The organism is Chryseolinea serpens, assembly GCF_900129725.1.
GTDB lineage: Bacteria > Bacteroidota > Bacteroidia > Cytophagales > Cyclobacteriaceae > Chryseolinea > Chryseolinea serpens.
This window is the reverse complement of sequence record NZ_FQWQ01000001.1, coordinates 2,450,102-2,476,583: the sequence shown is the minus strand read 5'-3', so window position 1 is coordinate 2,476,583 and position 26,482 is coordinate 2,450,102. Positions and strand designations below refer to the sequence as shown.

The 26,482-nt window shown below is 50.0% G+C and carries 23 protein-coding genes; 14 read left to right on the top strand and 9 right to left on the bottom strand.

Features of this window, described 5'->3' with window-relative positions; translation table 11 throughout:
- Window positions 1-162: 162 nt before the first annotated feature.
- Window positions 163-564, top strand: a complete 402-nt coding sequence (locus BUB30_RS09835) for a winged helix-turn-helix transcriptional regulator (protein ID WP_073133196.1) — start codon at window positions 163-165, stop codon at window positions 562-564.
- Window positions 565-612: 48 nt separating this feature from the next.
- Here the strand turns inward: BUB30_RS09835 and BUB30_RS09830 are convergent, their stop codons facing one another.
- Entirely contained in the window at window positions 613-1,221 is a 609-nt protein-coding gene (locus BUB30_RS09830; RefSeq protein ID WP_073133194.1) for a Crp/Fnr family transcriptional regulator, read from the bottom strand.
- A 129-nt stretch (window positions 1,222-1,350) separates the two neighbouring features.
- Here BUB30_RS09830 and BUB30_RS09825 point away from each other — a divergent pair, with 129 nt between their 5' ends.
- Entirely contained in the window at window positions 1,351-2,091 is a 741-nt protein-coding gene (locus BUB30_RS09825) for an SDR family oxidoreductase (protein WP_245804057.1), read from the top strand.
- Between the two features lie 208 nt (window positions 2,092-2,299).
- Here the strand turns inward: BUB30_RS09825 and BUB30_RS09820 are convergent, their stop codons facing one another.
- Window positions 2,300-4,183 carry a tetratricopeptide repeat-containing sensor histidine kinase gene (locus BUB30_RS09820; protein WP_178377067.1) on the bottom strand — a complete coding sequence of 628 codons (1,884 nt, stop codon included), beginning with the start codon at window positions 4,181-4,183 and terminating at the stop codon, window positions 2,300-2,302.
- A 291-nt stretch (window positions 4,184-4,474) separates the two neighbouring features.
- Between BUB30_RS09820 and BUB30_RS09815 the strand changes: the two genes are divergently transcribed.
- The 5 genes from BUB30_RS09815 (at window position 4,475) to BUB30_RS09795 (ending at window position 10,923) form a co-directional block, all read left to right on the top strand.
- Complete coding sequence (locus BUB30_RS09815; RefSeq protein WP_143164842.1) at window positions 4,475-6,067, top strand: hypothetical protein; 1,593 nt, start codon at window positions 4,475-4,477, stop codon at window positions 6,065-6,067.
- 124 nt (window positions 6,068-6,191) lie between these two features.
- Window positions 6,192-6,995 (top strand): helix-turn-helix domain-containing protein, encoded by an 804-nt coding sequence (locus BUB30_RS09810; RefSeq protein WP_073135025.1) that lies wholly within the window; start codon window positions 6,192-6,194, stop codon window positions 6,993-6,995.
- A 68-nt stretch (window positions 6,996-7,063) separates the two neighbouring features.
- Window positions 7,064-7,933 carry an SDR family oxidoreductase gene (locus tag BUB30_RS09805; RefSeq protein WP_073133187.1) on the top strand — a complete coding sequence of 290 codons (870 nt, stop codon included), beginning with the start codon at window positions 7,064-7,066 and terminating at the stop codon, window positions 7,931-7,933.
- 126 nt (window positions 7,934-8,059) lie between these two features.
- Complete coding sequence (locus tag BUB30_RS09800; protein WP_073133185.1) at window positions 8,060-8,605, top strand: hypothetical protein; 546 nt, start codon at window positions 8,060-8,062, stop codon at window positions 8,603-8,605.
- 119 nt (window positions 8,606-8,724) lie between these two features.
- On the top strand, window positions 8,725-10,923 hold the full coding sequence (locus tag BUB30_RS09795; protein ID WP_073133183.1) for a TonB-dependent receptor family protein: 2,199 nt from the start codon (window positions 8,725-8,727) through the stop codon (window positions 10,921-10,923).
- A gap of 619 nt (window positions 10,924-11,542) precedes the next feature.
- Here the strand turns inward: BUB30_RS09795 and BUB30_RS09790 are convergent.
- Entirely contained in the window at window positions 11,543-12,106 is a 564-nt protein-coding gene (locus BUB30_RS09790; RefSeq protein WP_073133181.1) for a hypothetical protein, read from the bottom strand.
- 116 nt (window positions 12,107-12,222) lie between these two features.
- Window positions 12,223-14,397 (bottom strand): carbohydrate binding family 9 domain-containing protein, encoded by a 2,175-nt coding sequence (locus BUB30_RS09785; protein ID WP_073133179.1) that lies wholly within the window; start codon window positions 14,395-14,397, stop codon window positions 12,223-12,225.
- 164 nt (window positions 14,398-14,561) lie between these two features.
- Here BUB30_RS09785 and BUB30_RS09780 point away from each other — a divergent pair, with 164 nt between their 5' ends.
- From BUB30_RS09780 to BUB30_RS09770, 3 genes are all read left to right on the top strand, one after another.
- Entirely contained in the window at window positions 14,562-15,134 is a 573-nt protein-coding gene (locus BUB30_RS09780; protein WP_073133177.1) for a Crp/Fnr family transcriptional regulator, read from the top strand.
- Between the two features lie 71 nt (window positions 15,135-15,205).
- A complete protein-coding gene (locus BUB30_RS09775) occupies window positions 15,206-15,946 on the top strand; it encodes an SDR family oxidoreductase (RefSeq protein ID WP_073133175.1) in 741 nt (246 codons plus the stop codon).
- A gap of 189 nt (window positions 15,947-16,135) precedes the next feature.
- Window positions 16,136-16,894 (top strand): metallophosphoesterase, encoded by a 759-nt coding sequence (locus tag BUB30_RS09770; RefSeq protein ID WP_073133173.1) that lies wholly within the window; start codon window positions 16,136-16,138, stop codon window positions 16,892-16,894.
- Window positions 16,895-16,949: 55 nt separating this feature from the next.
- On the opposite strand, the gene BUB30_RS09765 is transcribed toward BUB30_RS09770, so the two are convergent.
- Window positions 16,950-17,897: an MBL fold metallo-hydrolase gene (locus tag BUB30_RS09765; protein WP_221408685.1), complete on the bottom strand. Its 948-nt coding sequence runs from the start codon at window positions 17,895-17,897 to the stop codon at window positions 16,950-16,952.
- A 130-nt stretch (window positions 17,898-18,027) separates the two neighbouring features.
- Between BUB30_RS09765 and BUB30_RS09760 the strand changes: the two genes are divergently transcribed.
- Entirely contained in the window at window positions 18,028-19,173 is a 1,146-nt protein-coding gene (locus BUB30_RS09760) for a hypothetical protein (RefSeq protein ID WP_143164841.1), read from the top strand.
- Entirely contained in the window at window positions 19,170-19,730 is a 561-nt protein-coding gene (locus BUB30_RS09755; protein ID WP_073133169.1) for a hypothetical protein, read from the top strand. Before BUB30_RS09760 ends, BUB30_RS09755 begins: the two co-directional genes overlap by 4 nt.
- Window positions 19,731-19,743: 13 nt before the next feature.
- Here BUB30_RS09755 and BUB30_RS35435 read toward each other — a convergent pair whose 3' ends face one another.
- Window positions 19,744-20,961, bottom strand: coding sequence for a hypothetical protein (locus BUB30_RS35435; protein WP_221408684.1), 1,218 nt, complete (start codon window positions 20,959-20,961; stop codon window positions 19,744-19,746).
- Window positions 20,962-21,186: 225 nt separating this feature from the next.
- On the opposite strand from BUB30_RS35435, the gene BUB30_RS09745 reads away from it, so the two are divergent.
- On the top strand, window positions 21,187-21,519 hold the full coding sequence (locus BUB30_RS09745; RefSeq protein ID WP_073133167.1) for a PadR family transcriptional regulator: 333 nt from the start codon (window positions 21,187-21,189) through the stop codon (window positions 21,517-21,519).
- An 11-nt stretch (window positions 21,520-21,530) separates the two neighbouring features.
- Window positions 21,531-24,206 carry an ABC transporter permease gene (locus BUB30_RS09740; protein ID WP_073133165.1) on the top strand — a complete coding sequence of 892 codons (2,676 nt, stop codon included), beginning with the start codon at window positions 21,531-21,533 and terminating at the stop codon, window positions 24,204-24,206.
- Window positions 24,207-24,502: 296 nt separating this feature from the next.
- Here the strand turns inward: BUB30_RS09740 and BUB30_RS09735 are convergent, their stop codons facing one another.
- The 3 genes from BUB30_RS09735 to BUB30_RS09725 all read right to left on the bottom strand — a co-directional run bounded on the left by BUB30_RS09735 (window position 24,503) and on the right by BUB30_RS09725 (window position 26,290).
- Window positions 24,503-25,075, bottom strand: a complete 573-nt coding sequence (locus BUB30_RS09735; protein WP_073133164.1) for a dihydrofolate reductase family protein — start codon at window positions 25,073-25,075, stop codon at window positions 24,503-24,505.
- A gap of 140 nt (window positions 25,076-25,215) precedes the next feature.
- Window positions 25,216-25,728: a hypothetical protein gene (locus BUB30_RS09730; RefSeq protein WP_084137995.1), complete on the bottom strand. Its 513-nt coding sequence runs from the start codon at window positions 25,726-25,728 to the stop codon at window positions 25,216-25,218.
- A gap of 55 nt (window positions 25,729-25,783) precedes the next feature.
- The gene (locus BUB30_RS09725; RefSeq protein WP_073135019.1) at window positions 25,784-26,290 is read right to left on the bottom strand and encodes an OsmC family protein; all 507 of its coding nucleotides are present in this window, start codon (window positions 26,288-26,290) and stop codon (window positions 25,784-25,786) included.
- Between the last annotated feature and the right edge of the window lie 192 nt (window positions 26,291-26,482).

The following is a 26,482-nucleotide window of genomic DNA, read 5'->3' as shown; positions in this document are numbered from 1 at the left end:
GCTGCTCTTTCGAAGGGTGTACAATCGATTTTCTTTCGACGTCATGACAGTCGGTTTTTTTTAGCGCTTTGTTGATGCAAAACTAGTTACCTTTGCTATTGGTTTGTTACTAGTATACAAAAGGATAGTAGTAACCTTTTGGTAAGCATAAAGAAAGAGCCTATGCCCGAAATAAAAAATTCAAAGCGTCTCTCCCGACCGGATTGTGTCACCAGTTTGAATGCGGTCGGAGATGCATTTTATGTCATTGGAGGGAAGTGGAAGCTGCGTATTATCATTGCGCTGTCGGAGGGACCGAAGCGATTCAACGAGCTACAACGCACGGTAGAGGGAATTTCTGCGCGGGTATTGTCAAGCGAGTTAAAGGATTTGGAAATGAATGGCTTTGTTACCCGGAACGTTCATGCCGAAACATTCCCGGTGGTCGTTGAATATGAGGCTACTGGTTATGCAGACTCGCTGCGGGATGTGCTGAAGGCGCTGACCGCTTGGGGAACGATGCACCGGAAGAGAATAAAAAGGCAGGCGGAGATGGAGCAGCAAAAAACATCGAAGCACGCCTAGTATAACATCTCATCAAGGCAGATCAATTAGCAAATTGTTGGTGAGCGGTCAGGAGTCCGCCAGTTTTTTCTTCTTGACCCGGTTGTTCCGGATCTTGGAAAGGAACTCGGTCGTCATGCCCAGGTAGGAAGCCAGGGCGTATTGCGGTAAGCGCTGTACGACGGAAGGGTACATCTCCAAAAACTCGCGATAACGTTCCTCTGCACTGTAGGTAAGGGAAGAGATGACCCGGCGTTGCTGAAACGCCGCAGCCTTCTCGGCCATCATCCGGAAAAGTGTCTCGAATTTGTGATCTGATTTTTTTAAGGCCTGTTCGCGGTGGTAGTCAATTTGCAGGATCGTGCTGTCCTCCAACGCTTCTACAAACATGGTCGCCGGCTGCTGGTTGACATAGCTGTTGTAGTCGGTGATCCACCAGTCCTCGATAGCGAATTGAATGGTGTGATCGAGGCCTTTGTGATCGATCACATACGCGCGCAGCGCACCTGCTGCGACGAAGTTCCGGTGTTGGGCAATAAACCCGGGTTGAATGATTGCCTGTTTTTTCCGGAGCTTACGAAGTTTGAATTCAGCGTTCAGGGTGTCGCTCTCGGCAGGGGTGAGTGCCAATCGCTTTTCGAAGTTGGCCCGCAGGAAATCGAATGGTTGGGATGTCATTTTTTATGAACCAAGAAAAAGTTGAACTAGTTCAACGCCTTTTTATGAACTGGTTCATTTTTTAACCCTATGCTGATCCGCCAGCTTTGCAGGGTAATTTAAATCAAAGCAAAACGTATGTCACAAAAAATGAAAAACAAGGTTGCCGTCATCACGGGCGGCAGTGCCGGTATTGGATTGGCCACGGCCAAATTATTTGCAGCAGAAGGTGCCCAGGTCGTGATCACGGGACGCGACTTGGCCAACCTCAACAAAGCCGTTGACGAAATCGGAAGGGGCGTTATCGGTGTTCAAAGTGATTCTGCTAACCTGGCCGACCTGGATCGGTTGTATAAGACGGTGCACGAAAAATATGGCAAGATCGATGTGCTGATCGCCAACGCCGCCGTATATGTGTTGGCGCCCCTGACGGATTTTACGGAGGCGATGTTCGACAAGCAAAGCGATGTCAACTTCAAAGGCACGTTCTTTACGGTGCAAAAAGCGTTGCCCCATTTAAATGCGGGCGCCTCCGTGGTGTTGCTTTCTTCGGTGGTCAACGAGAAGGGCATTCCTAACCACGCTTCTTACGCCGCGACGAAAGCTGCCATTCGTTCCCTGGCCAGAAGCTTTGCCGTTGAGTTGATCGGGCGCGGCATTCGGGTCAATGCGCTCACACCAGGCCCCATCGACACCAGGGTGTTTGATACGGTGACTTCCTCCAAAGAAGAAGCCGAGGCCATGAAAAAAGCCATGGGCGAGTTTACGCCGCTAAAAAGAGTAGGCAAAGCCGAAGAGATCGCGGCCGCCGCCCTCTACCTGGCATCCGACGAAGCTGCCTACATGATCGGCGCCGAGTTGTTGTTGGATGGGGGACTGCGTTCGCTTTGAGTTTTGCACGGGTGTATATATGACTTTGCTCTTCAGGGATGAACCTGGAGAGCATTGTTTTTAAAGGGAGTCTGAACAGATGGGTAAGAAAAAGCATTTGTCATCTTGCCGGTCAATGAACTACCAACGAATTCTTCCGACCTCCGTCATTGCGGCCCCCGGCAATAATCATGTAATGGTCGTCGGTGAGAAAGATCTTTATGGCCATCTAAACATTAAATTCGATATAAACCGAAGTTCCCTTATCAGGGGCGGAGTGAATGTCCAGTTTACCCTTTAGAAAATCTACACGATGTTGAATGCTTGTCCAACCCATGCCTTTTGATCGCTCCAAGATTCGGGCATCGAATCCCTTGCCATCATCTTCAACGGTTACAGAAAGGATTCCTTCGGTTTCAGTGACTTGAATAATCGCCGTTTTAGCGCCAGCATGCTTTAATGTATTCGTAATCAATTCCTGGACGATCCGATAGATGGTGATGGCTACGGTTTGAGCGGGATTTCCATTTGCAAGGCCAATGGACTGATAGCTGACGTGTAGCGCACCACTTTGATTAATGTCATGGCAGTAATCTTTTAGTGCGGTATCCAACCCAAACTTCACCAATGCCTCGGGCATCATGTTATGGGCCACCCTTCGCATTTCCAGGATAGAACTGTCGAGCATATCCATACTGCGCTCAAAGGCCTGATGGTTTTCAGGCGTCATGATCAGATTTCCCTTCATGGCACTAAAGGCGTATTTTATTCCGGACAGCATTCCCCCTAATCCATCGTGCAGATCTTTCGCGAGGCGGGTACGCTCTTGTTCTTCGCCTTTTAACACAGCTTCGATGGCGGATAACTGCTTTTCAGTTTCCAGTTCTGTGATGCGTTGTTGCTGGAGCTTCTGTTTTTGTTTGTAGGACCGGTAGGAAAGTGAGGAGATGATCAACAACGTGATGGCACCACCAATTAAAATATAATTAAGGGTATTTTTTTGACGGATCGTTAAGGATTGAATATTCGCTTCCGCCTTTAATCCATTGATCTCTTGTTCTTTTTTCTCGACATTATACCGCACTTCCAGTCCCGCAATCTTCTCTTTGCTTTCCTCCGAAAACAGACTGTCGTTCAGTGCCAGTGTTTTTTGCAGGTAGAGGTTGGCATTTTTATAGTCTCCATTTTGTTCATGCCATTTCACCAGGTTGACATAAGCATTGCGTCTGGCCGCTTTTAAATCATGGCCATTTGACAATAAAAGAAGTGTGTCTAAATACGATTTTGCCTCTTTCATTCTGTTCATCCTGATCAGGCAATCGGACAACGCCTCGAGTATATTGGTTTTCTGATAGACATCTTCATTCAGCGTTGCATACCCCAACGCTTTTTTATAATGCGCTACAGCTTTGTGGTAATCTTTGTTGTTTTCATCCAGGTATGCGCCGGTATAATAGAATTGTTGCAGATAACTTGTGTTTTCCAGCTTCATAATAATAGGTTCTGCTCTCTTTAGCACCGGAGCAGCCTGTGTAAACGCTTTTTGGTTTATTAGTCTCATGGAATAGTTTAACAGCCTTGCGGCCAGCGACCGGTCATTCTGACTTTTTTCAGCAATAGCAATGGCCTTCTTATCGTATTCAATAGCTTTTGATGCGTCATGAATTTTCTCGTAGATCTCTGCAAGGTTGGAATAGACCGTCGCTAAAAAGGGATGATCCATGGGTTCAAAAATCCGCGCGGATAGGGTAAAGTTGTCAATTGCTTTTTCGTAGTCCCCCAACTTAAAATAATCGCCTGCAATGTTATTGTATAAATGACCTGTACTCTGCCTGGCTTTTAGTGATGTGTCATTTTTCAGAGCGGAAAAAGCGGAATCTGCATACAAAAAGGCTTTTTCATAATCCCCCCGGTCACTAAAATAGATTTGACCGATCATAAATCCTTTTTGAAGTCCTCTCTTGTAATTCGTTTTTTTACTGATCGAGATAACCTCGTTCATGTACGGTAAAAAATCGGACGTATTGTTGTTCAGTGCTTCTACTACGTACTCCAAAATTGCCTTTACCCTGAAACTGTCCCGCTGTTGGCGCTTGTCAATTTCGGTTTTCAAACTGTCTAATACATGCTGTTGTGCAGATCCTTCGGATAGAATGAAGACACAAAATGTTATGATTGCTATAAAACGAGAATTCATTCGATCCCTGGTTATAGAGATAAACTTATACAAATAAACTTGTAACCTTCAGGGTTCTTCTCCTCTTTTTCCATGATTTCGTCATTTTTCAAAAAACTCCTGTTTTTACAGGATGGTGGGCGAAATGTGATAACGTGATCTTTGTTTCACCAGCGAGGAGGCAAGTCTGCACTCAAGACCTGGCACTGGTCACTTAACCCCAAAAAAATGAAAACTTCGCTACGCTATGTGATAATGGCATTGCTACTATTGCCTATGGCATTATCCATTATTATTTCCTGTCGAAATGATGAGCCGGTGCCATCATCAGAAAAATCCATTACCTCTTTTTCCTTCCTCGCTGCAGACAATCCGATTCTTTCATCGGATGTACAAGGCGTCATCTCGGGGAAAGAGATCCATTGCGTATTCCCTGCTGGCGTTTCCGTAACGGCCTTGAAGCCAAGCATTGTGCACACCGGCAATACGATCAGTCCTGCATCGGGCATCGCGACGGATTTTACCAACGTGGTAAACTACTCGGTAACGGCAAAAGATCACAGCAGCCAAACGTATGCGATTTCTGTGACCGTTACTCCACCGGTGTTGTCATCCAACAAAACCATTACAGCCTTTTCGTTTCTTACAACGGATAATCCAGTGCTTTCCGCCGATGTACAGGGAATCATCAGTGGACAAAATATACTCTTCACGCTTCCTGCCGGCGTTTCCGTTACAGCATTAAAGCCCACCATTGTGCACACCGGTAGTGCCGTAGATCCTGCTGCAGGGACGGCTCACGATTTCAGCACACCGGCCACCTACACCGTGACGGCAGAAGACGGCAGCACGCAGGCATATGCCATATCCGTGTCCGTATCGGAATCGGGTCCTTCTGTTTATGTTGTCGGGGGACAGATGTTCTTCGGCACAGGCTACGCCAGGGTTTGGAAGAACGGAACGGGAACAAATCTTACCAACGGTGATTACAATGCTTATGCGACATCCGTTTTTGTTTCGGGCAACACGCTTTATGCCGCGGGTAGTCAAAGGATAGGGAACAGTTATGCCATGTATTGGAAAAGGGAGAATGACGTAGAACTATCTACTCCAAAGCTCAATGAAACCAACGATGATGCTTATGCCAATTCTATTTATGTCTCGGATAATAATGACGTTTATGTTGCGGGGCAGGAAAATCACGGTGCCGGTATCGGCTATATTGCAAAAGTCTGGAAAAATGGAGCGGCAACCTCGCTCACCACGGCGTCGGGCGCTGCCCACTCGGTTTTTGTTTCGGGCAATGATGTATACGTGGCCGGATGGGAGGAGGTCGCTACCGGTTGGGTTGCGAAAGTTTGGAAAAATGGTGTGGCTACTAACCTTAGTCCCCTGGATCAAAGAGCGTATGGTCATGCCGTATTTGTTTCGGGGAATGATGTGTATGTAGCCGGTCAATATTATAATGGATCAACCTTCCTTCTTGCCCTTTGGAAAAATGGGAACCTTGAGATCATAGACCCCAATACGCCAGGCACCGACGTCTCGTCGATATTTGTTGCGGACGGTGACGTATACTTAGTGGGAAATGAAATTAGAAATGGCCAATACAATGCCAAGGTATGGAAAAATGGAGTGGGTACTTTCCTCTCCAGCGTGGCCAGGTCTGACGCCAGATCGGTGTATGTGCACAATGGCGATGTATACATAGCGGGCTGGGAGTTCGACAATGACGGCAAACAGGTGGCCATACTTTGGAAGAATGGCGTAGCCACCACGCTCGCCAGCGACGCATTTGCCTATGGAGTGATTGTAAAATAACGGGATGCAACTATAAGAGACGATGTCCTCCAGGGATTGACCTTGGAGGGCATAGTTTTTAAAAACCGTCTAAACAAATGAGACGATGGGCACAGAAAAAAGCATTTTGCTATCTTGCCGACCCATGAACTACCAACGAATTCTACCCATCCCAGCCTTGCAGCAGTACGTCCGGTATTTTGGCGTTTTGGAAAGCGATGATGCCGGTGCGGGCAAGTCGTTTGGGATCGTTGCCGACGGTTGTCCCGGGCTCATCTTTCAAGAAAACCCCGATGCCTTTCTAGATCATTCGGGAAATGTATTGCCTCAACTGTTTTTACACGGCCTCACCACAAAGCATTCCGGCAAGACCACCAAGGGATCGTTTCGAAATATTGGCGTTTATTTTCAGTCGCATGCCATCAAAGCAATTTTCGGAACGGATGCATGCGAGCTCACGAACCGGTATGTCGACCTCCAGACCTTGTTGAACAACGATCTTGCCAGTCAACTCCTGGAAGCAACTTCCACGGGAAAGAAAATCCAGATCCTGTCTTTGTTCTTGTGCGATCGGATCGATCAGAATAAGCACCGCGAAGATCAGCGGACGGCATGGACTTTGGAGCGGATCATCAAACAAGGTGCTGAAACATCTTTGCCCAAAATACAGGCCGAGCTTGATTTGTCGGAGCGTTCGTTGGAAAGAATATTCAAAACAGATATCGGCATCTCGCCAAAATTATTTACCCGGATCACCCGTTTTCAGTCATCCCTCAATCACTTGCGTAGCCAAAAGTTTGATTCGCTTACGGATGTTGCGCTGAGCAATTTGTTCTATGATCAATCGCATTACATCCGGGAGTTTAAAGAATTTGCCGGTGTCACGCCAAAACAGTTTTTGCGACAAGCCCATGAACAAGCCGTGAACTTCCCAGAGTGGCGCGCCTAGCCGGTGTCGGTTTTATACTATTTGCTTTTTTTCCGCGCTGATAGTTTTGAGGAAAAACAATCAGCAAAATGGAAAACAAAAACAACATCACCGTATTCGGCGCTACGGGCAGGATCGGCAAAGAACTTCTGAAATTATTGTCACAAGCCCAAATTTCCGTGACCGCGGTTACCCGCGATAAGAACAAGGCCGTAATCTTCCCGGGCGTTGTGTGGGTGGAAGCTGACATGAGCGATAAGGCCAGTCTCGCCGCTGCCCTGCGTGGAAGTCGTGCCGTGTTCTTGGTGTCGAGCGTTGGAAAGGATTTTGTGACGCAACAAAACAACGTGATCGAAGCGGCGCAAAAACTCGGGGTTGGGCACTTGGTAAAGCTCTCATCGGGCGTTGCCGATAAGGAGTCGCCGTTGTATATCCCGAGGGTTCATGGTGAAGTGGAGGCGTTTCTCCAAACGTCCGGCCTGCCCTATACGATTCTTCGTGCCAATGGCATGATGCAAAATTGGTTGGGTGAATTGGCGGAGTCCGTAAAACTGGAGCGCAAATTTTATGAATCGACTGGCGACGGCAAGCGGGCTTATGTTGACATCCGGGATATTGCCGAGGTCGCTTTTAAAGTGTTGACCGCACCCCAGGCGCACAACAACAAAACCCACTTGCTCACCAGCGACGAAGCGGTGAACTACGATCAAGTGGCCCGGGCGCTGAGCGACGTCGTTGGCGAAGCCGTCACTTACGTTCCCATATCGCTGGACGAAGCCGGTCGCGAAATGAAAGAAAGCGGGATGCCGGGCTGGGCCGTTGAAACTTTTCTTGCCTATGATCAGGCCCAACGCAACGGACAGGCTGAGTTTGTCAGTCGCGCCGTGCAAGATATATTGGCGAAGCCGGCGAGAACAATCGAAGATTTTGTGCTGGACTATGCGGACCGGTTCAGGTGAGCAGGCGTATGAACATGCCCTCCGGAAAGGAGACCGGAGGGTATCGTTTCTTTGCCGGGTTGTCTATGGTCTTGGGCAAATCGCCAAATTTTGCGTAGTATTATGACCTCGTAGCTCAAACCACCCATGAAGCGGCTTTTTAGTTTCTTCTTCCTGCTCCTCATCCTTCTCAATACCATCGGGTATTATGAAGTGTTGTTGTTCATGGAAAAGCAAAACTACGACGAGGCCGTTCAAAAGATCAATGGTAACGAAAACGAAATAAGCGGTAACCTGCTCCTCAAAATTCCCCTGGCCTCGCGCTTTAATGAAGATGATAGCGAATATCGGAAAGCCCAGGGCGAGATCACCGTGGAAGGCCAGTTGTACCACTTCGTGAAACAGAAATTGTATCAGGACACGCTCTATATCATGTGTCTCCGCGATGCCAAAACCTCGGAGGTGAGGGAAGCCCTTTCGGACCTTTCCAAAACCATGGCCGACCAAAACCATAAATCCGGCAACACCCAAAAAGGCGTCGACGTTTCCTTTGCAAAATTTTATACGCTCAGCACGACCGTGAACGAGCGCACGGAAACCGGGTGGACCCGCTTGCTGCGGCACATCCCGGTGACGGATCTCTATCACTTTAGCACGTTAGCTTCTATTTTTCATCCTCCCTGTCTCGGATAATTCCATTCTCCATCAACAAAGTATTTTCGAATCTTAACAGGAGATACGCTTAACGATCTATTGTTTTCAGAAAGGATTCATTCTGAAGGCAACCATTATTTATTATCCAGGAAATTCATATGAACAAGAGTATACGATTACTTATACTTTTTCTATGGCCATGCCTTTGTATCAGGGCAAGTGCGCAGACGATAGAGAAAGACACGATCAAATCAACCCTGCTCGGGCCCGTGACGGTAGAGGGCTACCCGGACCGCCAGCATGCATTGCCCGATGTGGCGGGTATGAACATCTTTGCCGGAAAAAAAACCGATGTGATCAACCTGAGAAATGGCGACGCCAACCTGCCGCAGAATGTAGGACGCACCATTTTTGCCCGCATGCCCGGTGTGAACCTCTGGGATATGGACGGCGCCGGAACGCAAATGAACATCGGAACGCGCGGCACCGATGCGCACCGGTCCATCGAAATGAACATGCGTCAAAATGGATACAACACCAACTCGGACATGTTTGGATACCCGGAAAATCATTACACCGCACCCATGCAGGGTGTGAAGCAGGTTCAACTCGTCAGGGGTTCGGCGGCGCTTCAGTTCGGGAGTCAGTTTGGGGGGATGATGAACTATGTGATGAAAGAGGGAGATACATCAAAAGTGTTTTCGCTGGAGAGCGAACAGACCGTGGGATCTTTCAACTTCTTCAATTCCTTCAATGCCATCGGGGGAACAAAGGGCAAAGTGAACTACTATGCCTACTACGACAATCGCCACGGCGACGGTTGGCGACCGAACTCGGCGTTCAACTACCAGGCGATGTATGCCAGCATACGATACCGGTTTTCGGAGAAAGGAAGCATCGCCTTCCAGTTCTCGCGGATGGACTACCGGCAACAGATCGCCGGTGGGCAGACCGATGCGATGTTTGAGGCCGACGCCCGGCAATCGAACCGGGCGCGAAATTATTTCCGTCCCAAGATCAATGTCCCCGCTATACTTTTCAACTATGCGCTGTCCCCGTCCACGCGTCTGCAGATCACATCGCATGTGGTTTGGGGTGAGCGGAGCAGTGTGCAGTTTATCAATACCGCGAACGTTGCAGACACCTTCAACACGGCGATCGGTTCGTATAATCCCCGACAAGTCGACCGTGATTATTACAGCGGCTTTGCAACCGAAGCCAGGTTGTTGCATCGCTACGAAATGGGGAAGATCAAAGGCGTGTTGGCGGGAGGCATGCGTTATTTTAATGGCCACACCAAGCGGAGACAAAAAGGCAAGGGCACGACCGGAAGCGATTTTGATCTGAGCCTGATCGGTCCCTATGGAATTGATTTGAAATTCAGTACCCTGAACTATGCAGCCTTTGTGGAGAACGTATTTTACCTGGGGAAGAATTTTTCCATCACCCCTGGTTTCCGCTATGAAGTGATAAAGTCTGATCTGGCGGGCGTGATCAACAACGCCACGTTCCCCGTAGCGTATAAAGGCAATCGCACCTTCCCGCTGTTTGGTACAGGGCTGCAATACCAGGTGTCGACGGGAACACAATTGTATGGCAATATCTCTCAGGCATACCGCCCGTTCTTGTATGCCAACATCACACCGGCAGACCAGATCGGCCAGATCGATCCCAACCTGAAAGACAGCCAGGGCTACGACGTAGATGCCGGCTATCGCGGCCACCTGGCCGACTTCATCAACTTCGACGTCAATGCCTTCTATCTTTTCTACGGCGACAAGATCGGCAAGGTGACGGCGCATGCCAGCGACAACTCCACCTACCTGCTCACGACCAATGTTGGAAATTCGGTGGCCAAGGGATTTGAAATGTATGTGAGTCTTTCGCTCCGGGGTCCCGCCAAACAAAATGCGCGCGTTTCGGATCTGCGCTTGTTCAGTTCGCTAGCCTATACGCATGCCCGCTACACCAGCGGCTCGGTCAACAACGGAGCCTCAGACATATCGCTGGCCGGCAAGCGCGTAGAAAATGTGCCGGACTGGATTGAACGGGGAGGTCTTGAATTTTTGTATAAACGATTCTCAACCACAGTTCAAGCGAGCTACGTCAGCAACCAATTCAATGATGCGAACAACACGGCGTTTTCGGCTACCGGTCTGGTAGGTGAGATTCCTGCCTACACGCTCTACGACTGGTCTTTCAACTGGTCGTTCCTGAAACAGTTTCATGTCGCGGGTGGAGTAAACAACATTGCTGACACGCGTTATTTCAGCCGAAGGATCAACATGTATCCCGGCCCTGGAATTTTGCCGGGGGATGGAAGGAGCTTTTATCTCTCGCTGGGATTTAAGATCTGATCTAAAGACTGAGGTTAATGAAATCAATTCCAGGAAGAGGCTTGAGGACGCCCGTACGGGTCAGGGCTAAAGCCCTATGGAGTTTCCGCTTTTAACCCCAGCCTAAAGGCTGGGGTTACTACAGCGCACAGATGAGTCGGGTGATAATAGGCTGTGACACTGTTATGGCCTGACTCAACGGTATTCCATAAAAATTAACCCCAGCCTTTAGGCCTAGTCTGTGCACAACTTCCAATCCCGGAGGGATTGCCTACCATAGACCCGGGTGCTCCGATGTAAATCGGAGTACCCGGGGTTGTGAGGTAATTAAGAAAAGCGTGCCATAGGAAAGATATAGACCGTGCTTTGAGCGATCTGGCACGCAATGGGTACGTTGTATCCAGGCGCATCGGAGCGATGCGCCATGAAGGTTCATCACTTGATTAAAGCGCGCACTTGGCGCACTTTTTTGTATTCTTTAAACCCCGGGTACTCCGATTACATCGGAGCACCCGGGTCTATGGTAGGTAATCCCTTCGGGATTGAAGATCAATTTCAAGAAAATGTGTACTACAGACAGGCCTTTAGGCTGAGGTTAAAGTGCTAACTCAACACGGCCTTTAGCCCTGACAGTTCGGCGTTACTCACGCTCCTTCCTGCCATTGGTTTTTATGATCTTCTTCTCCCATTCCCATCCCGCATCCGTCTTCGCGAAGTAGGTCTCGCGCGTTTGTTTTGTTTTCATTTCCTGATCCAACATCACAACGAAAGGTGTCAGGTTTTCCATTGTGGTGGTGTATTCCACCAGCGCCCGGGTGCCTTCCGCGTTGATGGTGATCTTGTCGATCGCCAGGAGGCGTTCGTCTGCCAGCTTCACTTTTTGCACGTTGATCGACTTGGCGGTGTCGGACGTCGGCAGAAAATAGGGTGTCGATTTTTCTGTGAAGCGCACCAGCGGTTGGCCGATGTCGGCCGAGGTGTGGTCGACTTGGGCGGTGACATAGCCGTCTTTTTCCAGGCCGTTGGTCTGCACTTTTTGAACGGTGACGTCGTCGCCACAAAAGACATTGTAGTCGACTATTTTGGGATAGGCTTTCGCTTCCTGGAGAAGCTGCTCGACTTTTTCAGGATCCAGCGTGTTGGAATGGCATCCGGTGAGCAGGAGGGCGCCGATAAGAGAGAAAGCGGTAAAGATCTTTTTCATACGCATGATTTTGGAGTTCCCCGGACCAGCGGCCGGGTGACTCCAAAATTACAATTTCATTTTCAATTGAGGCAGGCTACACGCACAAAAGGTTGGCCTGGGTTGGGCGCGCGACCCTAGAATTGTTTGAGGAAACTCACCTTGGCAATCTGCGCGACCTCGCGGACGGACGGATCGGTAGTGCTCGCCCTGCTGTTATAGACCAGGTACACATACGACAAGGGCTTGTATTCCCACGACAGTCTCACGTTGTATGCATTCGTATGGGTTTGTGTATTCTTTTGGAAGAGCCCCACCAGCTGCAGCCGTGGATTGAGCGCCAGCCGGAGTTGCGTAGTATACAGCCTCACGTGCTGGGTCGTAAATTGATCGCCGACTTCCTGAAAGTAATTGTCGTTATAGCGCAGCCGCAGGGTGATGTTGGGGAGGGGCGAAAGGTTGAGCTGAATATCCGTCAGGTCCAATCGTCCATTGAAGTAGCTGCCGCTTTCGTACAGGAGTATATAGGAGACTTTTCGTGAGGCATTGCTTCCCATGGAGAGGGCATACCGGGTGTAGGTGAATTGCCCGGCGGGAATATAGACGCCCAACGGTTGGAAGGGGTCGGAGAGGTGTTGGTAGGACGGCGTTACACTAAACCCAATATATCCTCCCGTCTGCAAGGTCAACCATACCGGGGTTATTTTCACAGACCGTTCAATCAGTTCACGGCGAGTGATCGAATGGTAGAACTCGGATGCCACACCCGGCTCGAACGAGCGGATGAGTTTCCGGTACGGCAGCTTTTGTCCCCGGTAATACCAAAAGAAACCTGGCGCCGTGGTGACAACGTCTTGCCTGGATACAAACCCGGCTTCAGGGTTGAAGTCCTTTGTGACAACGGATTCGCTCAGCCAAAATTTGAACCGGTTTGTCGTATAGAAGTAACGTCCATAGGCAGCAAGCCCGTTGGGTTTCTCTGTAGTGCCCGAGTGCATGGCCATGACGCTCAAGGAATGGGCTTGTTTAAATCTGAAAAAACCATCGAGCGCCGTCACCGCATTGACGTGCCCGGGCGATGACTTTGTCGTCACCAGCACGCCGAGCCGGTTCTGCTTGCCGATGTTTTCCGTATAGCGAACGGTGGCAAAATGGCTTACGGGTAGGGTGTCGTATGCGTGCTGCCGCACCACCATGGCGCCGATACTTCGCTTCGAAGAGCGGTATACGGTGCGCGCCCCGGCGTCGATCGGGATCGGATTTCCAAGAGCATCCAATCCAATGCGCCGGCTGAAGAAAGGTTGTATGATCATGTTGCCACCCGACAGATCATCGTTTGGTGAAATTCCCGGTCCGAACAGCGAAGCATTCTCGAGAAAGAATTGTCGTTTCTCCGGGAAGAATACCGAGAAGCGGGTGATGTTGTTCACTTGCAGGTCGGCGTCGGCTTGTGCAAAGTCAGTGTTGAAGGTGAAGTCCGCCACCGTGTTGGGGTTGATAGCCCACTTTGCTTCGCCACCTATTTTATAGTTGAGCGTGCTCGAACCGTCTTTGTCATGGCGTGAGAAGAGCACATAGGGATTGACTTGCAGATTGGTGCCTGGCGGGGGCGGCTGGATCCCTTTCAGGATACCGGCATACTCCATCCGGCTGAACCCATAGGATCTTGGATACTTCGACCACACCGAGATCTCGTTGCTTTCGCGTCGCAGCCGGAGAAAATTGATGCCCATTTCGTGAACGTCTTTTTTTGCATAACGCAACGTCTTCCACGGAATAGCGAACTCCGCCACCCAGCCCGAATCGCTTCGCGAGGTGCGCACCTGCCAAAGTCCATTCCAGTCACTGTCGAAATAGGTGTCGTCAAACGAGAGATAATCCTTTTGTGCGCCGTAGGGATTTGTGACGAATGACATGCCATTCCGGTGATCACAAAATCCGTCGAAGACAATGGCAAACGTATCGTGCGCCCGCCAGTTGAAGTCGCGCATGAGGTCCGGGGCCTTTAGCGATTTGGCGCCGAGTGTGTCGCGGCAAAAAGCAGCGACGTAGATGTAGCGGTCATCATAAAGGATCCTGACTTCGGTGGAGTCGTTGGCCTTGTGTTCCTGGTAGGGCTCTACCTGGGTGAACGAGGAGGCGGGTTTGGCTTTCGTCCAGGAGGTTTCCTGCAATTTTCCGTCGAGGCGGATGTTGTCGGTTGTGGGAATGGCCCATACTTGTGGCTTCACCGAATCCGGTTTGAATGTTTCCTGTCCGTATACATCGAAAATTAAAACAGTGTAAAAAAGAAAGACGGCTTTGCGTTTCATGGTTTGGGTTGACTAATGATGAAGCAAAGAGCGTCATAATACGACAGGACCTCAACCCGAAACTTGCGCTGTTTTATCCGGCTTTTGAAACGAATTATCTTTGATCTTTCGCAATCCCTTGTGGATAACTATATATTTGACGGTCAATCTCAAGACCTGGACGGATGGAAAACAAGCTGATTTCCTTTTTGCAACTCTTTATAAGTATTCCCGAAAGCGATCAAAAGATCATCGCCGACGCCTTTCAGCTCAAAACCTTTGCAGAGGGAGATTACTTATTTCAATCCGGTCATGTTTGCCGGGAAAGGTTTTTTATTTGCAGTGGCATTCTGAAGATCGTGGTCATCAACGATAATGGTGTGAAGGTGACGCATTACTTTTTGAAGCAGAACCAGTTTTGCACCATCCTGGAAAGCTTTATTAAGGAGACCATCGCCGACGAAAACATCGTGGCCGCGTGTCCCACGGAAGTATTGAGCATTACCAAGACAGGCCTGCTCGCGCTCTACAAAAAGCTTCCTTATCTCGAGAAACTGATCGATCAGATCACGCAACAGGCGTTGCTGGACAAGATCAAAATCAGGAACACCTATCTTGGTTATGACTCTTCTACCCGCTACAAATTGTTTTTGATCCAGCAATCCGACATCGCGCTAAAAGTTGCCCTAAGCGATGTTGCCTCCTACCTGGGCATCACCCAACAGTCCCTAAGCCGGATCCGCAAAAATCTGAAATAGACTTTCTCTTTTTACCATTTGGTAAATATTCCCGGAGGTTGTGTTTAGACCTTTGTAAAAAAAAGAAAGTCATGAACACAAAAGACAAAACATTTTCACTGGAAGGAAAAAGGATCATCATCTTAGGGGGAAGCTCGGGCATAGGACTGGCCACCGCCATGGCTGCAGGAGCAGAAGGCGCGGAGGTTGTCATCGCTTCCAGCAACCAAACAAGAATGGAGGCTGCGGTAAAGAAGCTACCCTCTACCGCGAAGGGCTATGTGGTCGATCTGTCGGATGAGAATCAGATCAGGGATTTTTTTAAAACGATCGGCAAATTTGATCACCTCGTGTATACGGCAGGGGAGAACATCAGCATCAGCGCGATCGTGGCATCAGATGCCGCACATGCGCGCAAGTATTTTGACATCCGGTATTGGGGCGCATACTTATCCGTAAAGTATGGCAGCGCCTCCATACGCGAAGGCGGCTCCATCACCCTGACCAGCGGCATTGCCAGCGCGCGCCCCGGAAAAGGATGGTCATTGGGAGCCAGCATCTGCGGCGCCATGGAGGGACTGACCCGCGCCCTGGCGATGGAGTTGTCACCCACCCGCGTCAACATCGTCTCACCCGGCGTAGTGAAGACCGATCTCTGGTCGTCGCTCAGCGCATCAGACCGCGAACAGTTATACAACGCCACCGCCAATGCGCTACCCGTCAGGAAAGTAGGCGAACCCGAAGAAATTGCCCAAACCTACCTCTACCTCATGAAGCAACCCTACAGCACCGGCCAGGTAATAACGGTCGACGGCGGAGGCGTCCTGGTTTAATAAGATCCCCCGCAACAAAGATGATTTAGGTCGAGCCATCATCAGGGTCAGGAATCCAATGCAAGTCTTTTGCATTTCTCCTGACTCCTGACTCCTGGCTTCTGGCTTCTGGCTCCTGGCTTCTAGCTCCTGAATTCCGACTCCCGGCTCCAACCTTGGCAATCGCGCCCCATCCGGTATCTTTGTTCCATGACCCTCCAATACTGCTCCGACCTGCACCTCGAGTTCCCGGTAAATAAAAAATACCTGGAAGCCAACCCCATCAAACCCAAGGGAGAAATTCTTTTGTTGGCGGGCGACATTGTTCCTTTTGCCGTAATGGAAAACGAGAAAGCGTTCTTCGATTTTGTATCCGGAAATTTTGAGCAGGTCTATTGGGTGGCCGGCAATCATGAATACTACCGCTCCGATATCCTTCATCGGACCGGCGTGGTGAATGAAAGGATAAGAAAAAACGTGTCGCTCGTCAATAACGTTTCCGTCCGGTACAAGAATGTTCGTCTGGTCTTTTCAACGTTGTGGTCGAAGATCGATCCGACCCGGGAGTGGGTGATCCAAAAAACGATGGCGGATTTTCATTTGATCCGAAACGGCGATAAAAAAATAGTTGTGCCGGACTACAACAAGCTTCACGATGCCTGTCGTGATTTTCTTTCGCACGAACTTCAAACCGGGATGGAGCAACCGACCATCGTAGTATCGCACCATGTGCCCACGCTCTTTCGTTACCCGGAAAAATACCGGCACAGCGAACTCAACTCAGCCTTTGCGGTCGAGCTCTTTGAGTTCATCGAAAATTCTGCGGTTGACTATTGGATCTATGGTCACAATCATTCCGCGGTCGCCGACTTCAAGATCGGCACGACTACATTAACCACAAATCAGTTGGGGTATGTCGAGTATGGGGAGCATTTCAGTTTTCAGCGGGATAGGGTGATACAGTTATGACCGTGCCCGTGATGAGCTTTCATCATAACATCGGCAAAGCGGAATAGGTATAGATTCAAAATTTCATGAGCTCCCCCTGCACCGGAAACACCAGCCTAACCCCCAGCGTGTTCAATGAATTTAGTTGGGCTTTGATTTTTTCCTCGCGGTCGTCCAACGGCTTCATGTGCGTGATCACCACGGGCAAACCCGCGATGGTGTTGCTGGAGGCTTTGTCAAGGGATGCCAGTTCCTTCATGAGTAACGCCGGTGTCAGGTGGCCGAACAATGATTTTGTGGGTTGTTCATTTGAAAAGGAAACCTCGATGAAGATGGCCTTTAATTTTTTTGTTTTGATCAGCCCGCCGACCTGTTGCCACAGGGCGGCGAGTTTGTTCGACAGCTCCACTTCGTCGGCGCCGGTATCGCCCAGGTATAGAAGGTAATCGCCATTTTGCTCAATCAAAAACGCAGTGCTTTGGCCCGGTGAAGAGTGACTCAGTTCAAAAGCCTGCACCCGCAACGTGGTCTGTTCCAGTGCTACGACTTGCCCGGAGACAAGCGGGGTGTAACGATATTTGTTCAGCATCGGCTTCTCTCCCTCATTCCCAAAGTTTGCCCAGCTTTTCCAGCTGAAATATTTCTCTTTGATCACGTCCAGACAAAACGGTAAACCATAAATGGGTTTTGGTGAATCGTCGGGCGAGTTGATGATGAGGCCCGCCACGTGGTCGAGATGGGGATGAGAGATCAGGTATCCTTTGATATTTTCTTTGAGCAGTGTGGTGACATTGCCTTTCAATGCTCCCGCGGCAACGGCTTTTTCAAGACCGGCATGCACAGTGCCCGCGTCCAGGCAGACATAGGTATTGGCGCCGGCCGCTCCCACCAGGTACGCCGACAAGTTGCTTTCGTCGCTGCCGCCCTTCACACCAAGTGGCACGACCTGGAAAGTAGTCTGCCCGATAGCGAAAACAAAACAAAGACAGAAGGAAAGACTGAGAATATAGGTTTTCAAAATCATGCAACAAGATACAGGGTGGCGGGGCGAAAGTGATTATGGAATTGTTAAAATAAATTTTTGCTCCCGGCACAACGGCAAGGGACTTGCTTTGTTTGTGTATTTCGTGTTTATTCACCTCCCAAACCCTCCTATGAAACACCTCCTAAACCCGATAGCCGTCAGCCTGTGTATGCTCGCTGTGACGGGCTGCACCCCTAAAACAACAACACAAGAATCCGCGGTCGACAGCGTGGCCACGGTTCCGGCAGTAGAAGCGGCAGAACCCGAAGCGATGCCTCGCGTGGAAATCAGATACGGCGGCGCCGTTAGGGATGAAGTGTTGGCGTCCCTTGAGACCCTTCCGATGTTGTCGGATGTGGAAGCCTTATTTGGACAATCCATAAGGGTTAAAGACAGCCTTTACGAAGCCGTTGGCATGAACGGTATTGAAAAAGATCCAAACAATGGTGAGCTCATCAAGTCGGCCGTAGGGAAAGCGTACGAGGGCATACTCGCCTATCAAAATTCATTGAGCGACGGCTTACCAAAACTAGACGGCTGCCCGGACCTGTTTCAGCTGACGCGCGTACCGGAGCCCGACGACTCATCGCTGCTGAGACTTCCCGAAGTAAAAGCTTCACAGGCTTTCGAACACAACGGCTTTTTCTTTCTGGGAGGCGCCCCCTTTGTTTCTAAAAGACCCGCACCCGAAGGCGCGGGGTTTGCCGATCCCAGCGGAAATCCGGAGACCCGTTTTGTTGCCGGCATCACGGAGAACACGAGCTACTTACTAAAGTCGATGTTTTACTATAAGCAAGCCCGCGCTCACGTAACATTTGGTCCGCCACTCAACGCCTATGAAGGATCAGCGCATGAAGTGAACGGGGTTGGCTCGCTCATTCATGAATTCGATGGCCGGATACCCGCATTGTTTTTGACCGAAAAGGGTATCGTGCCCGCATATCTTGTTTCTGTGGAGGTGAAACTTTCCGAAGAATACGGTTGCATTTCCAGTCTGCCCCAAAGCGAGTTTGCGTGTTCCACCGATCTTGCTGAGAGTGACATTTTAGGAATATACATCGCATACAAGAGTACGTCCTTTCCTTCCTGCACCTTGACTCGCCACGGTGGCGTGTGGACTGCCGATCTCAACGGCGATGCCATACCGGACCTGGCTTGTGTCTCCGGTGTCTTCTCGGGTGCAGCCAGCGATACGATGGCGGAAGCGCTGTGGTTCGTCAACGATAAGGGCGAGTGGAAGATCATCGACTGGGGCCGTGAAGTGGATTGCACATGAAAAGCCGCCGGTCTGGCAACAAAGCGGTGGGACTGCTTTGTGTTTTCTTTCTTCTGGTACTGGTCGTTTCACTCGCCTTTAATCACTACTACCCCGTGTTGGTCATTGCCGGAGAATTTTCCGTTGGCACATGGCTCTCGGGTGTGTTGCTGGTGGTTTCGGCAACGACAGCCCTGATCGTCGGCGTGCGCCGGGGAGGGTTCCCCTGGTTTCTGATATCCGCTTTCTTTTTCGTGCTCGCGCTCGACGAGCGATTCATGTTTCATGAGCGAATGAAAGAGCATATTGTCTTCCACTTTACGCACAATTACATGCGCTCGCGCCTGATCAACGAACTTCCTGTGATCGCCGGCGCATTCGTGGGAGCGTTTGTCAGTTTCATGCTGTGGCGTCACCTGCACGGCAGAAACCGGGTATTGCTTCTTTGTGCTGCAGTGCTGGGAACAGCGTCGGTTATCGTAGATGTTCTCGAAGCGGGTGTTCTTTGGGAGGAATGCTTTAAGCTTTTGGGTGAGCTATCCATCGCCTGCGCCTTGTTGGGAGAAGTGGAGGAGTAGCATCAGGCTTTTTTTATTTGATGCGTTCAGAGACATTATACCAATTCCATTCCCAGGTCTTTCCTTTATCGGCGGTGAACGCCTGGCTCCACACCGGGTTGTCTTTGTCGCGCACATCCCAGCGAAAGAGCACAATGACGGCTTTCCCCTTGTAGGTGTCCTTGCAAAAGAAATGTCCGATGTTGTTTTCAAACGAGCCCACGGTCGGCGGATCGAGCGTGCCTACGCTGCTGGCTACCCAATACAAACTCCACAATTTAGTTTTTGTGTCGAAGAGCCGCACGGTCACACCTTCAAAGGGCTTGCCGCTGCCGCGGGTTCCATCAGGGCCGGGCATTTCGGTGGTGTAGTAAGTGTCGGTATTGCCGACATCGCCTAGTATTCTGAAATTTTCATCCGTCGATTCGAACTCGGTCCAGTCCTGGCAGTTCTCCAGGCGTTTGTTCAATCTCCGGTGATACATTTTCCACCGGCCCACCAGGAAATCAAAATCGCGGGGTGATGATGTTGCCGAGGCCGTAAGTTTTAATTCACCGTTGGCGTCGAATGTCAGAGCGGGTATAGGAATGGAGGGGTCAGCATTCAGGAGCTTGCGGCGGGCTGGACCTATATCGCCGGCGAGGCGTTCTTCATACATGTGCCAGTTCCATTCCCAGGTCTTGCCGTTGTCGGCCGAGAATGCCTGACTCCAAACGGCTTTGTCGGGATTCGTGATGTCCCATTGGGCTTTTACAAGAATGGGCTTTCCATTGTATATGTCTTTGGAATAGAACGTCCCCACGGGTCCGTCGAACGACCCTACCACGGGCGCGCCGTCCATCACACCCGACTGGCTATCTGCCCAATAGATGCTCCACAATTTTGTTTTTGCATTGAACAACGTGAGTGACAATCCTTCGAATGGTTTGCCGTCGACCGCGCTTTTGTAGGAATTCATAAAGGCAGTGCCATTCAGAATGCTGTGAACTTCGTCGGTCGCATCAAAGGTTGTCCAGTCGTTGCTGTTGCTCAATCGCGTCTTCAACTTTTTGTTTTGAATTTTCCATTTGCCGGAATACCAGTTGAAGTCCTCGGACGACGATGACTTTGATGGCGTGATCTCCAATTGACCGGAGGAGCTGATCTTTAAATTTTTGTCGACGGAAGTTTGGCCGTGGCTTTGAAAAGGTTGCCACGCAAAACCGGAAACAAGGGCAATACTAAAGAACATTTTGCGAAATGGTTTTTCCATGTTTGGGGAGTTAGGGTTAACAGGGTGTACGTGTAATCCAAGTTACATATCCCACGCCTTGAAAGCTTCCTTTTAACGACGCGTTAGGAATTTTTTAACAATTTTGCTCAGCCTGCGCTGACTTGGGATGCTCAGTATGTCCCAGGTTGGGGGAGGTCACGGAGGGGGCTTTTGGAATTCCATAATATTATATACATTTATAAGTAATATCATCGTTCGAATCATATGAAAGGAACTTACCTGGGCGAATTTGAGGAAATCGTTTTGTTGGCGGTCGGCATCCTGCGCGATGGCGCCTATGGCGTGAGCATCCGGCAGGAGATCGAAGACCAGACCACGCGCAATGTGAACATCGGCGCCGTGCATACGGCTTTGCATCGTTTGGAGGACAAGGGCTATCTCTCCTCCCAGTTCGGCGAGGCCGAAGAAGTGCGGGGTGGCAAGCGCAAGCGACTGTTCACCTTAACGGCCACCGGCGTCAAGGCGCTGCGCGATGCCCAGGCCATCCGCAAACAAATGTGGGCGCAGCTTCCTAAAATATTATTGCAACAAAATTAAACATCACGGCAATGAAACATACACCGCCGGCCCTGGCCAAGCGACTTCTCCGATGGTTTTGTCATGTCGAATTTATCGAGGAGATCGAGGGTGATCTCTATGAGTTGTTTCAACAGCGCATGGAGAAGGAGGGACACTTTAAAGCCCGTCTGCATTACTATCGCGATGTGCTGGATGCCACCAACCTGTACCGCTCACAGCCGCGCAAGAAGAACCCTCACCAGACGTTGCCGCTGCGTGATCGACTGAAACATTTTTTTACCATCGCCATCCGGAACATGATCCGGTCGCGATCGTCTACCGCCATAAACCTTTGCGGACTAGCGGTGAGCCTGGCGAGCTTCCTCTTTATCGCGCTTTACATCGTGGACGAAACAACATACGACACGTTTCATCCGGATGCAGCAAACACGTATCGCATCAGCTATTCGTTCAAGAGTTTTGATGGCAAAGAGGGAAGGGACTCGCGGGCCGCAGGGCTGTGGAGCGTTACGCTAAAAGAGATGATGCCCGAGGTGAAACACGTCACCCGGTTTTCGCGGTTCGGCTGGCCGGGAAATGTGTGGACCGGCAACCCCGACAATGTGTACGTAGAACAACAATTCTTTTGGGTCGACTCCACGTTCACTGACATTTTTTCCCTGCCCCTGGTCGGCAACGGAGACGCCGGGCAAGTTTTGAGAAACCCACAAGAGGTCATCGTCAGCGAGACAACCGCTCGCCGTTATTTTGGCGACAAGGACCCGATCGGACAATCCATTACCTATGCACGTGACGGCATGAACTTTTCGTTCACCGTCGGTGCCGTGATGAAAGATTTTCCTTCCAACACACACTTCAAGCCCGATTTCATCGTGAACAGTGTCGCGTTAAACCCGCTCTGGAAACGCAACGACGAAGACCGTATCAATTCCTGGAGGGATTCGTTTTCGTACTCATTTATAAATGTAGAGCCAGGCACCGACTTAAATAAAGTATCGAAAACGCTTCAGCAAATCTTTGACAAGAATCTTGAATTTGCCAAGACCACACACCCGATATTGATACCGCTACACGATGTACATTTTACCACGGGTTTCTTATTTGAATTGGACACGCCAGGCGACAAGACGCACCTGTATATTTTCGGTTCAATCGGCTTGCTCATCCTGGCGATGGCCTGCATCAACTACATGAACCTGGCCACCGCCCGGAGCATCCGCCGGTCGAAAGAAGTCGGCCTGCGCAAAACATTAGGGGTGAGCAAGGCCATGCTGGTAACACAATTTCTGGGCGAGTCATTTTTGATGACGGGCATCGCCATGGTGCTCGCCATGATTTTATTTGCCGTGTTTCTGTCGACATTCAATATGTTGACGTTGAAAAATTTCGACCTGTTGGTGGTTGGCCAGAACAAGACGCTGTATCTATTGCTGGTATTGTTTGTCACCGTTGGCATACTTGCCGGCAGTTATCCCGCTTTTTATCTGTCGGGTTTCAGACCGGTAGAATCGTTGAAGGGTACGTTGGTCACCGGTCGCGGCCCTGAAAATTTCAGAAAGGTGCTGGTCATCCTGCAAATATGCATCACGCTAGTCCTGCTCACCGGCACCTACGTCATCCAACGCCAGCTCGCTTTTATTGATCATACCCGACTTAGCGAGCACAAAGACGAAGTGGTTACGGTGCGCCTGGGAAAAATCACCGCCGACAAGATGGCCGCCTATAAACAACTCGCCAAACAAGATCCACATGTCAAAGAGATCTCAACCGGCCCGCATTTACCGCGCAGGGAGACGTTTAGCAACCTGCAGCGATCCATGAAATTCGATGCGCTGAGTCAAACCATTTACTCCTGGGACCAACTGGATGGTGACTTTGATTTCAGCAACTTGTTTGGTCTGGAGTTGGTAGCCGGTAGAGGCTTATCGGCCGATAATCCTGCCGATAGTTCGTCCATTTTGCTCAATGAAAAAGCAGTGAAAGAATTGGGCATAACCCCCGAAAAAGCTTTGGGACTGGAAGCGGAGGAAGTGACCTTTTTCGAGAGGCAAGGAGGAATGGGGCGCCTCGTTACGCGACACAAAGTGATCGGTGTGGTAAAAGATTTCAACTATGCATCCGTGCGACTACCCATCGCCCCAGCAGCCATCGGCGCAAAATCCGCCGCGTCCGAAATGATGTATGTGAAACTGGAAGGTGGCAACATCCCCGAACTGATCGAACACCTTATCCAAGCCTGGAAACAAGTTTACCCGGCCACACCGTTTCAATATTGGTTTATGGACGAAGAGTTCGGCCGCCTCTATCAAACCGAACGCCAAATGGGACAGATCATCACCTACTTGTCGGCCGTAGCCATCCTCATTGCCTGTCTCGGCCTGTTTGGCCTGGCCTCCTTCACCGCCGAACAAAAAGTAAAAGAGATCGGCATCCGCAAAGTCATGGGCGCATCCACCGGACAAATCCTCTTCCTGCTCACATCACGCTACATAAAACTGGCCGCCATCGCATTCCTCATTGGCATCCCCATAGCCTTCATCTCCATCCACTTCTGGATGGAAACCTTCGTCTACAAAGCCGCCCTGGGCCTGGGATTTTATGTTGTGATCAGCCTCATCATCATGGCAATCGTAATTGCCACAGTAGCCCTGGAGTCACTCCGCGCCGCCCGCGCCAACCCCTCCGATTCCATGCGCCACGAATGATAGCCGTCATACCATTGATGACATCGCCGTTGTTGGTGTTCTTCACCAACAACAGTCGTGGTATACCACTACGAATACGCCCCTCCGTCATCTCCAAAGCCAGCCCATTCGACTCACCGCGTCCCAAATGATGACAGCCGCTCAATCTTGGTGCCCGCCCTGTTGTTGGTGTCCCACCAACAACCTCTTTCGGTGTAGATAAAAACACTCCGCCGTTGTTGGTGTTCTTCACCAACAACATTCGTGACCAGCCCCTCACCGGTGCCCTGTCACTCGCCGACACACACATTCAACGGCTACCCCTTCCTCCGATACCTCGCAATAACAACCCCCGACTTCAAACTCCTCACCCCAACCAACTCCAACCCATACCGCCAATGCTGATCCCTGAAAATTGATTTCCCACCACCCAGAATCGTCGGATTGATCCTCAACCTGAATTCATCCACCAACCCCGCATCCATCACCGCAGCAGCAAGTTTCGCCCCACCCACCACTTGAATATCTTTTCCTGGCATCGCCTTGATCTTGGCCACCTCATCGGCCACCGAGCCTCCCACAATTTGCGTGTTCGCCCATCCGGGATCTTTCATGATATGGGAGAATACGATATGTTTTGTTTTATCCGCCAGTTTCGCATACGCCAACGGGTTGGCTGTCGATTGCGGATTGGTCAACGCTTGTTTCCAAAACGCCCGATAGTCGGGGAACATACCGCCGCCCAGCAGGAAGAGATCAACGGTCTGTAACATCTCGAAGAGATCTTCCCACTGCTCGTTGTCATCTTTGAAGAGCCAACTCATGTCGCCTCCCGGGCCTTCGGCAAAACCATCGAGGGATATTTGCATGGAGAGGATTACCTTTCTCATCGTTGTATGTGTTTACAACGCAAAGTTACAGGGAACCCTTTGGTTCAATGCTTTGTGAATGCGACAATTAATAAGGTGAATTACGACACAACGTTAGAACTATTTTATTCTGAAGGAAACGTAAATCCGCGAAGGGTTACTCAAGACGTGAAATGTGTAAGAAGTCCGATCAGAAGTCCCAAAGAAATTTGAAAAATTGCGGTGATCAAAATGACGCGTATGACTTCCTTGGCCCATTGTCGTTGTATAAGCATAAAGTCATCAACCGAATTTAAAGTATTTTTCGCATAAGCGAGTTGATTGCCCTTGAATCCGAGATAAAACAAAACGACGAAATTAATTGGCGGGATGAACAAAGCTATGGTCCATATGTCCAATTTGTTCGCACAGGTCCAAACGGGGGCGAGAAAAAATGCACCCCAATTCCACCTTTTAAGTTTTGATTTATCACTTGCTGGCGCGTTGCCTTGGGTCATTATGGGAGCCTCCGGTAACTTGAAGGCGATATTTCTTTTCGTTGCCTCCCCCACAGCCAGGACCATGAGCGCTTCGTTGGCATCGCCTCGTAACTGTAAAAGTGCAAGGAGTTGCCCGTTGGTTAAGCCGCTTATTTTTCTTTGAAAGAATTCTTTGTCAAACTTTTTTGAAGGCATGCTCAAGGGGATAGTCGCAGAATGTTGCTGCAAGGCTGTTGAGAAATTCCATTCGTCACAATTTATTAAAACTACTTTCTATCGGCACGCCTTTCACCAGGGTTTGATACACCACACAATATCGTTCGGTCAATTTCGCCAGCGTTTGAATTTGTTCGGCCGTGGCTTTTGTGTCCAGGTGGAACAAAAGCCTGATCGCTTTAAAGCCAACAGAAGCTTCTTTTGAAACTCCCAACGTTCCGCGAAAATCAAGATCGCCCTCGGCTCGTACGGTCCCGCCATTGATCTCTATATCAACCGCCGTGGAAACCGCTCGCAACGTTACGCCCGCACAAGCCACCAATGCCTCCAACAACATGTCGCCCGAACATGCCAGCATACCATCGCCACCCGTTGCTGGATGGAGACCCGCTTCAACAATAGCTTTCCCGGTCTCCACTTTGCAAGAAATACCTTCACCGATTTTCCCCTCAGCGCGTAGCGTGATCGTGGCGGATTCGGGTTGGTCGCGATATTTATCTTTCAAGGGGGACTGCAGGTTGCGAAGTTCTTCGGCGTTCATTTTCATATGCGTTAGTAAGCCTTCCAAAAATAACGCTATTTGATATAGGATGGACGGATTCTGTTCAGGCGGCGATACATCCCCATCGATCGCCCCCGAACGACAGTGTTTCCATTCCGGACAGCTCCGCGTCCGTTTCAATTCGAAAAGTCGATTTCCGCTAAAATTTCGGCCTTTTTCTATGGCAGACTA

Coding starts and splice junctions, on each gene's coding strand:
- BUB30_RS35435 (WP_221408684.1), bottom strand. CDS start 20,961: ATGGAAAAACCATTTCGCAAAATGTTCTTTAGTATTGCCCTTGTTTCC.
- BUB30_RS09755 (WP_073133169.1), top strand. CDS start 19,170: ATGAAAAGCCGCCGGTCTGGCAACAAAGCGGTGGGACTGCTTTGTGTT.
- BUB30_RS09825 (WP_245804057.1), top strand. CDS start 1,351: ATGAAAAACAAGGTTGCCGTCATCACGGGCGGCAGTGCCGGTATTGGA.
- BUB30_RS09780 (WP_073133177.1), top strand. CDS start 14,562: ATGGAAAACAAGCTGATTTCCTTTTTGCAACTCTTTATAAGTATTCCC.
- BUB30_RS09735 (WP_073133164.1), bottom strand. CDS start 25,075: ATGAGAAAGGTAATCCTCTCCATGCAAATATCCCTCGATGGTTTTGCC.
- BUB30_RS09725 (WP_073135019.1), bottom strand. CDS start 26,290: ATGAACGCCGAAGAACTTCGCAACCTGCAGTCCCCCTTGAAAGATAAA.
- BUB30_RS09745 (WP_073133167.1), top strand. CDS start 21,187: ATGAAAGGAACTTACCTGGGCGAATTTGAGGAAATCGTTTTGTTGGCG.
- BUB30_RS09740 (WP_073133165.1), top strand. CDS start 21,531: ATGAAACATACACCGCCGGCCCTGGCCAAGCGACTTCTCCGATGGTTT.
- BUB30_RS09790 (WP_073133181.1), bottom strand. CDS start 12,106: ATGAAAAAGATCTTTACCGCTTTCTCTCTTATCGGCGCCCTCCTGCTC.
- BUB30_RS09730 (WP_084137995.1), bottom strand. CDS start 25,728: ATGCCTTCAAAAAAGTTTGACAAAGAATTCTTTCAAAGAAAAATAAGC.
- BUB30_RS09815 (WP_143164842.1), top strand. CDS start 4,475: ATGAAAACTTCGCTACGCTATGTGATAATGGCATTGCTACTATTGCCT.
- BUB30_RS09835 (WP_073133196.1), top strand. CDS start 163: ATGCCCGAAATAAAAAATTCAAAGCGTCTCTCCCGACCGGATTGTGTC.
- BUB30_RS09775 (WP_073133175.1), top strand. CDS start 15,206: ATGAACACAAAAGACAAAACATTTTCACTGGAAGGAAAAAGGATCATC.
- BUB30_RS09785 (WP_073133179.1), bottom strand. CDS start 14,397: ATGAAACGCAAAGCCGTCTTTCTTTTTTACACTGTTTTAATTTTCGAT.
- BUB30_RS09830 (WP_073133194.1), bottom strand. CDS start 1,221: ATGACATCCCAACCATTCGATTTCCTGCGGGCCAACTTCGAAAAGCGA.
- BUB30_RS09760 (WP_143164841.1), top strand. CDS start 18,028: ATGAAACACCTCCTAAACCCGATAGCCGTCAGCCTGTGTATGCTCGCT.
- BUB30_RS09800 (WP_073133185.1), top strand. CDS start 8,060: ATGAAGCGGCTTTTTAGTTTCTTCTTCCTGCTCCTCATCCTTCTCAAT.
- BUB30_RS09810 (WP_073135025.1), top strand. CDS start 6,192: ATGAACTACCAACGAATTCTACCCATCCCAGCCTTGCAGCAGTACGTC.
- BUB30_RS09805 (WP_073133187.1), top strand. CDS start 7,064: ATGGAAAACAAAAACAACATCACCGTATTCGGCGCTACGGGCAGGATC.
- BUB30_RS09765 (WP_221408685.1), bottom strand. CDS start 17,897: ATGATTTTGAAAACCTATATTCTCAGTCTTTCCTTCTGTCTTTGTTTT.
- BUB30_RS09770 (WP_073133173.1), top strand. CDS start 16,136: ATGACCCTCCAATACTGCTCCGACCTGCACCTCGAGTTCCCGGTAAAT.
- BUB30_RS09795 (WP_073133183.1), top strand. CDS start 8,725: ATGAACAAGAGTATACGATTACTTATACTTTTTCTATGGCCATGCCTT.